At 42.0% G+C, this 11934-nt stretch carries 10 protein-coding genes; all 10 read left to right on the top strand.

Annotated elements, in window-relative coordinates:
* Positions 1-112: 112 nt before the first annotated feature.
* The 10 genes from HPC41_RS10230 to HPC41_RS10275 all read left to right on the top strand — a co-directional run bounded on the left by HPC41_RS10230 (position 113) and on the right by HPC41_RS10275 (position 11856).
* A complete protein-coding gene (locus tag HPC41_RS10230) occupies positions 113-460 on the top strand; it encodes a winged helix-turn-helix transcriptional regulator (RefSeq protein WP_172393930.1) in 348 nt (115 codons plus the stop codon).
* 116 nt (positions 461-576) lie between these two features.
* Positions 577-1497, top strand: a complete 921-nt coding sequence (locus HPC41_RS10235) for a ketopantoate reductase family protein (protein ID WP_172393931.1) — start codon at positions 577-579, stop codon at positions 1495-1497.
* A 106-nt stretch (positions 1498-1603) separates the two neighbouring features.
* A complete protein-coding gene (locus HPC41_RS25790) occupies positions 1604-1729 on the top strand; it encodes a helix-turn-helix domain-containing protein (protein WP_420240156.1) in 126 nt (41 codons plus the stop codon).
* A 264-nt stretch (positions 1730-1993) separates the two neighbouring features.
* Positions 1994-2833, top strand: coding sequence for an SDR family oxidoreductase (locus HPC41_RS10245; RefSeq protein ID WP_172393932.1), 840 nt, complete (start codon positions 1994-1996; stop codon positions 2831-2833).
* Positions 2834-2910: 77 nt separating this feature from the next.
* Positions 2911-3831, top strand: coding sequence for a helix-turn-helix domain-containing protein (locus tag HPC41_RS10250; RefSeq protein WP_172393933.1), 921 nt, complete (start codon positions 2911-2913; stop codon positions 3829-3831).
* A 166-nt stretch (positions 3832-3997) separates the two neighbouring features.
* On the top strand, positions 3998-4567 hold the full coding sequence (locus HPC41_RS10255) for an RNA polymerase sigma factor (RefSeq protein ID WP_172393934.1): 570 nt from the start codon (positions 3998-4000) through the stop codon (positions 4565-4567).
* Positions 4568-4628: 61 nt separating this feature from the next.
* A complete protein-coding gene (locus HPC41_RS10260; RefSeq protein WP_172393935.1) occupies positions 4629-5744 on the top strand; it encodes a FecR family protein in 1116 nt (371 codons plus the stop codon).
* Between the two features lie 220 nt (positions 5745-5964).
* The gene (locus tag HPC41_RS10265) at positions 5965-9237 is read left to right on the top strand and encodes a SusC/RagA family TonB-linked outer membrane protein (protein WP_172393936.1); all 3273 of its coding nucleotides are present in this window, start codon (positions 5965-5967) and stop codon (positions 9235-9237) included.
* 9 nt (positions 9238-9246) lie between these two features.
* Positions 9247-10668: a RagB/SusD family nutrient uptake outer membrane protein gene (locus tag HPC41_RS10270; protein WP_172393937.1), complete on the top strand. Its 1422-nt coding sequence runs from the start codon at positions 9247-9249 to the stop codon at positions 10666-10668.
* Positions 10669-10713: 45 nt separating this feature from the next.
* On the top strand, positions 10714-11856 hold the full coding sequence (locus HPC41_RS10275; protein ID WP_172393938.1) for a TlpA disulfide reductase family protein: 1143 nt from the start codon (positions 10714-10716) through the stop codon (positions 11854-11856).
* The last annotated feature ends 78 nt before the right edge of the window (positions 11857-11934 follow it).

Genomic DNA, 11934 nt, shown 5'->3' on the forward strand with positions numbered 1-11934 from the left:
ATTTCATATTTTTATATTTACTTTGTTGCAAAGTTAAGGGCATAAAGTAACCGTGTCAATTACGGATAAATTTATCTATACTCACTTTATACCTTCGTAAAATATATCAGCTATGTACGAAAAAAAGCTTCCTGTCAATTTAGATTGTGGTTTACATCTGTTTTTGCAGGTCGTTCAGGGCAAATGGAAAATAAACCTGCTCTGGGCAATACATTCAGGTATCAAGCGTCCGGGTGAGCTGCAGCGGAAAATCCCCAATGCAACCCGTCGTGTACTTGATGCGCAGCTTGGCCAATTGATTGAACATGGATTGATTAATAAAGTCGTCTTTGATCAGCTTCCGCTGAAAGTAGAATATGAACTGACTGGGCTGGGTGAAAGCCTTATATCAGTCATCGAGGTAACAGCTCAATGGGGTGAGAATCACAGAAATGAATTGGAACAGTTTTTTAAGGCCTAGCGATAAACTATAAAGAGTCACGCTAGTGCTATGAAAGTGAAAGGGAGGTAGGAATATTATAATTTGTGTTATATCTTTAACATGGAATATAAATGACAATATTAAAAACAAGCTGAATGAAACAAAATATATTAATAGTCGGTTTAGGTGGAGTTGGTGGATATTTTGGGGGGATGTTGGCAAGAAAGTATGAAAACAGTAATATTCACATAAATTTCTTGGCGCGGGGTAGTCATCTCGATAAGATACAGCAAGACGGTCTGAAAGTGGTATTAGAAAAAGAGACCTTTGTTGCCAAACCTTATAAGGCGTCAGATTTGGCTGGCGAGTTTGACCAAATGGACTATATTTTTCTTTGCACAAAATCGTATGACCTGGAGGAAACGGTTGATTCTTTGCGCAACTGTGTAAATCCGGCTACAGTTTTTATACCGTTACAGAATGGAGTGGACAGTAAAGAGCGTATCCAACGGTATTATCCCGATAATTTAGTGATCGATGGTTGCGCTTATATCGTATCGCGATTAACCGAGCCCGGAGTAATTCAGGTAACCGGTAAATGGGGCACAATGAGTTTTGGAATGAACAGTGGACACGATGAACGCTTAGATAGATTGCATGATCTTGTTCAGCAAGCTAGTATTCACGTAAACTATTCGGACGAAATCGAGCAAATAATATGGGATAAATTTATATTTATTTCTGCAATGGCGACAGCGACCTCGTATTACAATAGTTCTATAGGTGCTATTATGGAAGACCAGCAAAAAAGAAGGTCTGTTATAGAACTTATTCAGGAAGTTGCAACGCTAGCAATAGCAAAAGGAATTAGTGTTGCTGACGATATTAGCAACATGACGATTTATAAAATGGAACAGATGCCTTTTGATGCAACATCATCCATGCATGCAGATTATCTTAATAAAAAGCCGCAGACAGAGTTGGCATCCTTAACAGCTTACGTAGTCGAAGAGTCCGCTAAATATCATCTCAAGACTCCTCAATATCAGCATATGTTTGAATCATTATTTGAGTGATGAAAATTTAAAGAATTTTTCGAATGAGTATCAGCTGAAATCCGAACAGTCAACGAAAACAAATACGCTGGTTAAAATTGAGGTCAATTCGGTTCTTGAAAATTTTGTGGCTTCGCTGAAGAAAACTGCTTCTGACATCTTTGTTGATTTGGGGTTTGAAGATCTTTCCCATTTTTCCTATGCTTTTAAAAAGCATTTTGGCTACAGTCCGAAAAGTTTAACCAAAATATAGGTAGAGCGGCCAAGTGGCGTTCTGCACTTCTTCCTTCCGTGCCGTGCCCTTAAATTATCTCCGTCGCTCGGTTTAATTCTGAAATATTCGATTAAGGATAGCAGGGAAATAGGACGGAGGCGACGTACAGCGGGTAGTAGCAAGTTCGTCGTTGCATCGGTTCATTATGGTAGCAACTTGTTTGATTTTTGTAATCTATTGTTTCCATTTCGTTATTACGGTGGCCGGCTGATGTTCTAATTTTGTGCTATATATAAATTTAATATGAAGACAAATAAAGTATGGTTTATAACCGGGGCCTCCAAAGGAATGGGGCTATCGTTGGTGAAAAAGCTCATCGAAAAAGGGTATAGCGTGGCAGCAACAAGTAGAAAATCAGTACATTTAATTGACGCCGTCGGGCATTTTGACGAGCAACAGTTCTTACCATTGGAAGTGGATTTGACAAGTGAGAAATCTATCCGTGAAGCGTTTGAACGTACGGTTGCACAGTTCGGAAAAATTGATGTGTTGGTGAATAATGCCGGCTATGGGATAGGTGGAGCTGTGGAAGAATTAAGTCAGAAAGAAATCAAAGATAGTTTTGACATCAACGTAATGGCCGTTATCAAAACGATGCAGTCTGCGATGCCCTACTTCAGGCGACAGAGATCGGGCCATATTATCAACATTTCATCTATTGCGGGTTTTGCCCCGGGAACGGGCTGGGCAATGTATGCGGCAACAAAATATGCCGTGACAGGGCTTTCAGAGGTGATGGCAGAGGATGTGAAAGAGTTTGGCGTGAAAGTGACAGTGGTGGCACCAGGGGCATTCCGGACGGAGTTTCTGGAAGATAGCTCGCTGGTTTTAGCCGAAAAGAAAATCGACAGCTACACGGCAATCACTGCCTCTCACGAAAAATATGCAGCAATGAACGGAACACAAATCGGTAACCCCGAAAAGCTGGCGCAGGTGTTTATTGACCTAACAGAAAATCCGAATCCCCCTGTACGGCTATATCTCGGAAGCGATGCCTATAAAAGGGCTACGGAAAAAATTAGGTTGCTTTCAGAAGAACTGGAAAGCAACAAGAATATTTCTTATTCTACTGATTTTAATTAAAATCTTAATCCAAAAACAAAAAGTGTTGCCACTCCCGAGTGACAACACTTTTTGTTTGATTTTCGTATATTTATCCTATGGAAAAAATGCAGTCGCTGGAGGGATTTTACCAATCTAAATTTGACCGGGTCCCCGAAAATATCCGAAATGGGGTAGGGCATTTCAATGTTTTTAAAATAGATGAATATATAGGTAAGCATACGAAGCCTGTGGTCTACAGCAGGAAGGATTATTTTAAAATTACCCTGATAATCGGTAAAAATAGAATACATTATGCTGATAAGGTCATTGAAATTAAAAAGCAGGCCTTATTTTTTACAAATCCGCAGATCCCTTACAAATTTGAATGGATTGACGATTATAAAGCTGGATTTTTTTGTGTATTTACAGCATCATTTTTTCACCATTTTGGCAATCTCAACGACTACGAAGTTTTTAAACCTAACGCCATACCTGTCTTTGAGCTCACGGATAAGCAATTGGAAGAAATAGAGCAGGTCTACCTCAAGATGCAGGATGGATTGGATTCGGATTATGAACATAAATATGATCTGCTCAGAAATCTCGTGTTTGATCTGCTGCACTATACCCATCGGATGAAAACGGCTTCAAAAGTTGAAAAACAACAAACGAATGCTGCTCAACGAATCACCCATATGTTCCTGGAACTCTTAGAGCGTCAGTTTCCGATTGAAGATGTGAGGCAGCGGATCAGCTTTCGTTCGCCCTGTGAATTCGCTGACCAGCTCTCCGTTCATGTCAATCATCTAAATCGGGCGGTCAAGGTGACCACAGAAAAAACAACCTCTATGATTATTGCGGAGCGTTTGTTGCAGGAGGCAAAAATATTACTGAGACATACTGAGTGGAACGTCTCAGAAATCGCGTATTCTTTAGGTTTTAAAGAGACTACTCATTTTAATAATTTCTTTAAAAAAATGATGCAGATGGCACCGATCCGCTTCCGGGAGGTGAACGAGGGTGGTATATCGCGGTGAAAATTTTGAATGAATTTTTATAACATCACCAATTTTCTTTTTCTATTCAATTTAATATTGATATTTTTGGCGCTGAAGGCCCATTTTTGTGCCAAACGAGATAGTCTATCCGATTTAAAATTCACCTAAGTGTACATGGTAAAGGTTCATTCAGTAAATACTTTATATGCAAACTAACGAAAGTCATGTGGATGAAGAATTGATCGATCAGATCCGCAATGGGGATCATCAAGCTTTTGAAATAGTATATCATCGTTATAAGGTATTGCTTGTCAGTCATGCTTACCAAAAATTGGGTAGTTATGATGGCGCAAAAGAAATCGTACAGGATGTCTTTTCGCAGATATGGATCAAACATGCAGATTTACCTGCGATAAAAAATCTTTCGGCCTGGCTCTATGTGCTGGTACGTAATAAAGTGTTAAAATATATTGCACATCAAAATGTGTTGGACCGATACGCCGAATCTTTTCGCCAATTTACAGATAATGTAAGCCATTACACAGAGTATCAAATCCGGGAAAGGGAAATGCAACAGCTAATAGATGGTGAAATTGAAAAATTGCCGCCAAAAATGAAAAATGTGCTGTTGATGAGCCGGATGCATGGATTATCACACAGTGAAATAGCCGAAAGCCTCGGAATTTCTGAAAATACGGTCAAAAACCATATTAAAGCTGCGCTAAAAACATTGCGTACTAAACTGGGTATGGTACTTTTTGTAGGTTTTTTTTAAAAAAAATAAAAACGCACTAGCCCTTAACGCTTCCTCAAAGGTCTTACATTAAATAAAGCGCATGAAAAACGCAGAAGACCTAAAAGAATTGTTGTTAAAATATAATCTGGGCGATTGCTCGGAAGAAGAGGCCAGACTGCTCGAAGCCTGGTATGCCCAGCTCAATATCTCCGGACAGCAGCTGACCGATCAGCAATATGAGGAATTGGGCAGATTGAAGCCTGAAGTGGGCGCTCCGAAGCGAATTATTCACTATCCTTTCCGCATGGTTGCGGCAGCTATAATTTGTATTTGCCTATCTTTTGTGGCTTGGCATCTTTATCAGCAAAACAGGGCTTTAGTGCCTACCGAAGCGGCCTCCATCAAAATAGAGCCAGGAACGGATAAAGCGATACTGAAGCTTTCCAATGGGCAGGTGTATACCCTGGGGGAAGGCAATGTACAGGATATCAAGGTCAATGAGCAGGTAACTGTTCACCAAGATGGAGAAGGAAATATCAGCTATGAATCGGCGGGGCAAACGAAACCGGAAATTGACCAAAAACCCCTTTTGAATACCCTAACTACACCGCGGGGTGGGCAATATAGGCTTACGCTTCCTGATGGGACAAAGGCCTGGGTTAATGCGGCATCTTCCATTGAGTTTCCGGCGAAATTCTCGCCACATGAACGTCTGGTAACTGTCTCTGGTGAGGTCTATTTTGAGGTGATGAAACATCATACTCCATTTAAAGTGCGGACGGATCAACAGGAAATCCAAGTATTGGGAACACATTTTAATGTGACGGCTTATCCGGAAACTAGGGCTACAAAAACCACACTGATCGAAGGTGCTGTTAAAATCAATTCAAAACATGGCGTATACCTATTGAAACCGGGGCAACAATGTCTTGTATCTGTCGATGGGGGCAAAATTCAGCGAGTCGATGCGGAAGCGGAAGCTGGATGGAAGGATGGCGACTTTGTGTTCAATGCAGTACCAATCAAACAAATGATGGCGGACATCGCACGCTGGTACAACATAGACATCGATTACGAGGCCTATACAGATAAAGGAGATACTTTTACAGGCATCATCTCTAGAAAAAAGAACCTATCGAGCATCCTACAACTTCTTGAAAAAACAAACTCCCTTAAATTTACGCTCAGGGGAAAAACACTAAACCTAATCAATTAACAAATTACCACTATCATAATGAAAGAATTCGGACCTGTATAAAAAACAATAACGCCTAATAAAAAAGGGGGCCAAAGTGGCCACCCTAAAAAGCTTAAGTATTTTATAGGGCATACGACTGGCAGGAAGTATGCCCATTATTAACTCAAATCAAATGTACAAATTTTCTACCTATAAAAAACGGCGGATCAGGCGAATTCTGCTCAAAATTTCATGTATTATGAAGCTTATTATTACGCTGCTCACCTTTGGTATGGTACACGCCAGCGCGACGTCTTTTAGTCAGCAAGTCACACTCAACGTCAAAGATGCGACCCTGTCGCAGATCTTTAAAGAGATCCGAAAACAGACCGGGTATGACTTTGTATACAACGATAGCCATATAAATTCCATTCAGCGGAAAACGATCCAAGTAAAAAATAAAAGTTTACAGAAGCTTTTATTGGAACTGCTCTCAGCCGAAAATCTACGTTATAATATCACGGATAAGAGTATCGTCGTCAGCAAAAGGGCCGATGCCGCCCCGCTTGCGGCCCATGCGAGTTATCAGGAAACTTATGTAAGCGGAACCGTAATGGATGAAAATGGCGTTACCTTGGCGGGTGTCATTGTCAAAGAATTAAACCCCGATGGGAATGCGACCACAACTAACCTGAAAGGGGCCTTTGTACTGAAGGTTAAAAGTAAACAATCGACAATACGCTTCTCTTATGTGGGGTATAAAGCAGTCGATGTACAAGCGACAGCGATTAAGTACCCCTTTGAACTTAAATTGGTGCCGCAACTGAATGACCTGGATGAAATCCAGGTGACTGCTTATGGTAATACAACCAAGCGCTTTAATACAGGTAATATTACGACGATAATGGCTAAAGATATTGAGAAAAATCCCGTTAACAATGTGCTGGAGGCCTTACAGGGAAAAGTCCCTGGACTATTTATCCAACAGGCCACGGGTCAACCGGGCGGTGCATTCTCTATGAGACTACGGAGTGCCAGTAATTTTAATACAGGGTCTGCCGAACCATTGGTCATCGTGGATGGGGTGCGTTACCCCAGTGGTACCCTGCCCATGAATACCAACTCACAATACGATACGGGCAACTTCTTACAGGGGGGAAGTGGACTGAATTACATCAATCCCAATGATATCGAACGCATCGATGTGCTCAAGGATATTGATGCCACCGCAATTTATGGATCCTCCGGGGCCTATGGGGTCATCTTGATCACCACAAAAAAGGCAAAGACAACCAGTAGCATGGTCAGTGCCAATGTGTATAGTGGGGTATCTGTAAAAGGGCAAACGGCACCGATACTAAACACAGCGGAATATTTGATGCTCCGTCGCGAGGCCTTTAAAAACGATGGCCTTGAACCTACTGCTGCCGACTATGATGTCAATGGAACTTGGCCCGAAGATCGTTTCCATGATTGGCGAACAGCTTTCTTGGGTAAAGCCGCTGTAACCAGCAATGCCAACTTGAGCTATAGCGGCGGTAGCAATAATACCTCTTTTTTGATTAATGGTAGCTTGCGCAATACGGGCAACATCCAGATGCATAGGGGGGCAAATAGGGACGGTTCGGTGCGCTTTAACCTCAATACCAAGAGCAACAACAATAAGTTTGACCTCTCTTTCAGTGGATCGTATATGGGATCCAAAAATGATATGGTACCCTACGATTTCTCTTCTTATGCTAGCTCTGTTGCGCCAAATGCTCCTTACCCGCTGACTGACAAGGGTGAAGTCAACTGGAGCGAAGTGGGGGATTGGGAAAAAGGGATCGGAAACATCTACCGTACTTATCTGAATACAACCAATAATTTATTATCGAATCTGACCTTAAATTATCGTCCTAACGAGCATATCGTCTTAAATACAATCATTGGTTTTAATAGCCTCAAAGGCAGGGAATTGTCTACTGTGCCCTCTACAACCTTCAATCCCGCCTCAACATCTATTTACAATACGAACGTGGGGCTTTTGAACAATTTTGATACGCAATCGCTGACGATTAGTCCTTACGCCGAATACAAAAATGTGATCTGGAAGAAGGGGGAACTAAGTGTCAAAATGGGTGGCGAAATCAATCAGAATACAAGACGATCTAATGCAATCACGGGAACGGGATTTCCTGCGGATGCGCTGTTGAGTAATCCTGCTCTGGGGGCTTCAAAAACATATACTATTTCGGATAACCAATACCGATCCATCGGCATGTATGGGATTGTCAAGTTTATCTGGGACAAAAAATATATGCTTGACATCAATGGTCGCCGCGATGGCTCCATCAAATTCGGGCCAAGTCGCAGGTTTGGTAATTTTGGATCGGCAGCTTTGGGATGGATATTTTCCGAAGAAAGGGCTGTCAAAGAGCTGATGCCTTGGTTGAGCTTTGGTAAGTTAAGAGCAAGTAGTGGAATCGTAGGTGGGGACAAGATCGGTGATTATCAATACTTGAGTACCTATTCAGTGCTCAGCAAAACCTATGGTGGAGAAATTGGCTTTTACCCAACATCGCTCTCTAATCCACTCTTGGAATGGGAGAAAAACTTCAACTCGGAGGCCGCTATTGAGCTGGGTTTCTTTAAAAACCGCATATCTTTGGATGCCAGCTATTACCACAACAGGTCAAGTAATCAGTTGATTTCCCAGCCGCTTTCCATGGTGACCGGATTTAGCAAATATACGCTCAATTCGGATGCTTTACTACGTAATACGGGGGTAGAGATCAGCTTGAGCAGTGTCAATATTGACCATAAGGACTTTAAGTGGAATACGCGCTTTAATATATCGCTTCCGGATAGCAAAATACTTAGGATGCCAACGCAAAGTAGTATTTATTCAAACTATGTATTGGGTAAATCGGTCAACGGTATCTTGACTTATAAATATGCAGGAGTGGATCCGCAAACGGGTACGTATACGTTTACAAATGCCAAAGGTGAAACAGGTGAATTCGTAACAGGCCTATCCCAGTCTGACAAAACGGAGTTTGTCGATCTTGATCCTACCTATTATGGTGGTCTGACCAATACGTTCACCTTCAAAAATTTCACGCTAGACTTTAGCTTTACCTTTACCAAACGTATAGGCAAGAGCCTTATGGGGCAATCTGGGATACCGATGGGTTATTATGGTACAAATGGCGCTACGATTTGGCTTGATCGCTGGCAACAGCCTGGCGATATAACCAATGTGCCAAAGGTAAGCACAACGATCATGAATTATCTCTCCATACTGAAGTTTAATGACAGCAGTGGTGCGTATGAAGATGCTACCTACGCACGTCTGCAAAATGTCAGTTTACGCTATAGCGTACCTGCTGATCTTCTTAAGAAACTTAGATTGAAACAACTTACGGCTTATTTACAGGGACAAAATCTGTTGACGATATCCAAGTTTGGCGGATTGGATCCTGAAAATCTGAATGCGAATGTACTTCCGCCCATGCGCATATTTACAGCAGGTATTAATTTAACCCTTTAGTCCATCATTATGAAAAAACGATTTAATATACTTATGCTAGCCTTCATGCTTGCTTTGAATAGTTGTGATAAATACCTTGACAATACCCCATTGCCCCTGAGTGTGATCCCTTCTGAAAGTCTCTACCAATCAGATAAGTTGGTCGCTAGTGTCGTCAATGGTATCTTTGTTTCAACCACAACCGCCGGTGCCTTCTCTGGGCCTACTTTTTCGGATATGGTCATGGTGAGCGGGATGTTTACTGATGAACTTCGAAATTTGGTCCCCGGTAATAATTTTGATGTTTTTTATAAAAATAATATTCAGCCTGAAAATAGCCCATTCTGGAACGATTTCTACGGAAATATATACATCGCCAATGCTGCATTGGAAGGTATACAGTCGACGTCCGCGAATCTTCAGTTTAAGGAACAATGGCTTGGTGAGTGTTACTTCATGCGGGCATTCTTATATTATCATTTAGTTAACTTTTATGGAGGAGTGCCCCTGGCAGTGACAAGTGACTACAGGGTCAACAATCGCCTGTCGCGTTCGTCCGAAGAATTGGTCTTTAAGCAGATTATAGCGGATCTAAAATTGGCCAAAAACCTCCTTAGCGATGGGTATAGGGATGGTTCGGGAAATTCGAGTACCAAGCGTGTACGGCCCAATAAGGCGGCTGCGACAGCGCTTTTGGCCCGGGCATACCTTTATGCAGGGCAGTGGCAGGAGGCTGAAAACGAAGCAACGGAAGTTATTCAGGATGCCAATTATGCCTTAGAGTCCTTAAATAAAGTGTTTTTGGCGGGAAGCAAAGAGACGATATGGTCTTTGGCAAATGGTGAACCCAAAACGAATGCCTATTTTAAGGCCTTTAATAATGGCATGCCAGCGGTGCTAACCGGTAACCAGACGCCAGGTACATTTAATATTTTTGGCGTAATAACAGACCAATTGTATGCTAGTTTTGAGCCTGCTGATGAGCGCTTGAACAGCTGGGTACGTACGGTCAAGGCAGAAGCTTCCGCAACACGGCCTGAAACAATTTACCATCTGCCCAATAAGTACAGTTCTAATGTGAATGATGCTGAATTGACTGTGCCTTTGCGCTTGGCTGAACAATACCTCATCCGAGCTGAAGCGCGTGCGCATAGCAACAAAAATACCGCTTGGGATGACCTGAATATAGTGCGCAAGCGAGCGGGACTAGCAGCAATCCAAACAGGGGATATCATGGTTGCAATCGCCCAGGAACGGCGTGTCGAATTATTCACGGAAAGTGGACACCGCTTTTTTGATCTCAAACGCACCAAGCAGATTGATCAGGTCATGCAAAATGTCAGTCCGTTGAAGCAAAGTAATTGGAAATCTTATATGGCATTATGGCCTATTCCAAATGTGGATCTATTTCAAAATCCAAATTTGACGCCTAATCCCGGCTATGGTCAATAAACATCTATATAAACATACAACACACATTAAAAAGATCTTTACATCATGAAAATTATAAAAATTATCGCATTATTCTTGCTTCCGGTTCTCACCTTCGGGCAGGAGTTCAAGTTCAAGGTTGATATCAGGTTAAAAAATGCCAATCCAAAGGCGATGGCATACCTTGTCCAAAATTATGGTTGGACAAATGCCAAAATAGTGGACAGTGTGATATCCGCTAATGGTCATTTCGTGTTTATCGGTGTGCGGGATGAGCCAGAACGCCTAGCGATTGTAATGGATCACCAGGGTATGCACAAGCTTCCTCATTTCAAAAATGCCGATACAAAGGAAATATTCCTGGAGAAAGGAACGATAACTGTATTGGGGACCGATAGCCTGAAAACAGCCAATATTAAAGGTGGAAAGGTGAATAAAGACTTTCAGCACTACAATCAAACGGTATCGAAACGGGTAGAAGCGTTTCAAGAACCGATGCACAAGATGTTTAATAAAGCTGACAATGCGGAGCGTTCAAGCACTGAATTTCAACAGAAACTGGTGAATTGGTTTGATAGAACGAATGCTTACCAGGATTCATTGACACGGATATTTATTATTGAAAATCCAGCCTCTTATGTGAGTTGGTCAATGTTACAACGCATAGCGCAAAAAGATTTCGATGCTACACAAAACGTGGATAGCTTCAAAAAATTAAGTAGCGAAGTAAAAGCTTATCCTTCAGCAGCCCAAGTGGCTAATTATATTCAGGAGCAGAACACCTTAGCTGTTGGCAATCTCGCACCAGACTTTAGCCAGCCGGACACACTGGGGAAACTGGTTAGTCTCGCAGACTTTCGGGGACAATATGTGCTATTGGATTTTTGGGCTTCTTGGTGCGGCCCTTGCCGCAATGAAAATCCTACGGTCGTAAAAGCCTATCATAAGTTTAAGGATAAAAATTTCACCGTATTGGGTGTCTCCCTAGATGGTGCCAGTCAGCGGGAGGCCTGGATAAATGCGATCCATAGTGATGGTTTGCCTTGGACCCAGGTGGCAGACCTGAAAGGCTGGAAAAATGAAGCTGCACGACTTTACAAAGTTATGTCTATCCCGCGTAATTTCTTAATTGATCCGACGGGAAAGATTGTCGCCAGAAATCTTCGTGGTCCGGCTTTGGAACAGTATTTAGTTAAGTTTTTAAATTAACGTGTTGAATAAGTTCATGTTGTGGCAAGTGCTGAAGAGCTATATCAGGCCAAATATTTTCGGTAGGAATCGATAAGT

This window comes from Sphingobacterium prati (assembly GCF_013167215.1).
In the GTDB taxonomy this organism is placed as follows: domain Bacteria; phylum Bacteroidota; class Bacteroidia; order Sphingobacteriales; family Sphingobacteriaceae; genus Sphingobacterium; species Sphingobacterium prati.

Bases quoted from the DNA above. Each gene is read 5' to 3' on its own strand.
- HPC41_RS10230 (WP_172393930.1), top strand. From the start codon at position 113: ATGTACGAAAAAAAGCTTCCTGTCAATTTAGATTGTGGTTTACATCTG.
- HPC41_RS10235 (WP_172393931.1), top strand. From the start codon at position 577: ATGAAACAAAATATATTAATAGTCGGTTTAGGTGGAGTTGGTGGATAT.
- HPC41_RS10245 (WP_172393932.1), top strand. From the start codon at position 1,994: ATGAAGACAAATAAAGTATGGTTTATAACCGGGGCCTCCAAAGGAATG.
- HPC41_RS10250 (WP_172393933.1), top strand. From the start codon at position 2,911: ATGGAAAAAATGCAGTCGCTGGAGGGATTTTACCAATCTAAATTTGAC.
- HPC41_RS10255 (WP_172393934.1), top strand. From the start codon at position 3,998: ATGCAAACTAACGAAAGTCATGTGGATGAAGAATTGATCGATCAGATC.
- HPC41_RS10260 (WP_172393935.1), top strand. From the start codon at position 4,629: ATGAAAAACGCAGAAGACCTAAAAGAATTGTTGTTAAAATATAATCTG.
- HPC41_RS10265 (WP_172393936.1), top strand. From the start codon at position 5,965: ATGAAGCTTATTATTACGCTGCTCACCTTTGGTATGGTACACGCCAGC.
- HPC41_RS10270 (WP_172393937.1), top strand. From the start codon at position 9,247: ATGAAAAAACGATTTAATATACTTATGCTAGCCTTCATGCTTGCTTTG.
- HPC41_RS10275 (WP_172393938.1), top strand. From the start codon at position 10,714: ATGAAAATTATAAAAATTATCGCATTATTCTTGCTTCCGGTTCTCACC.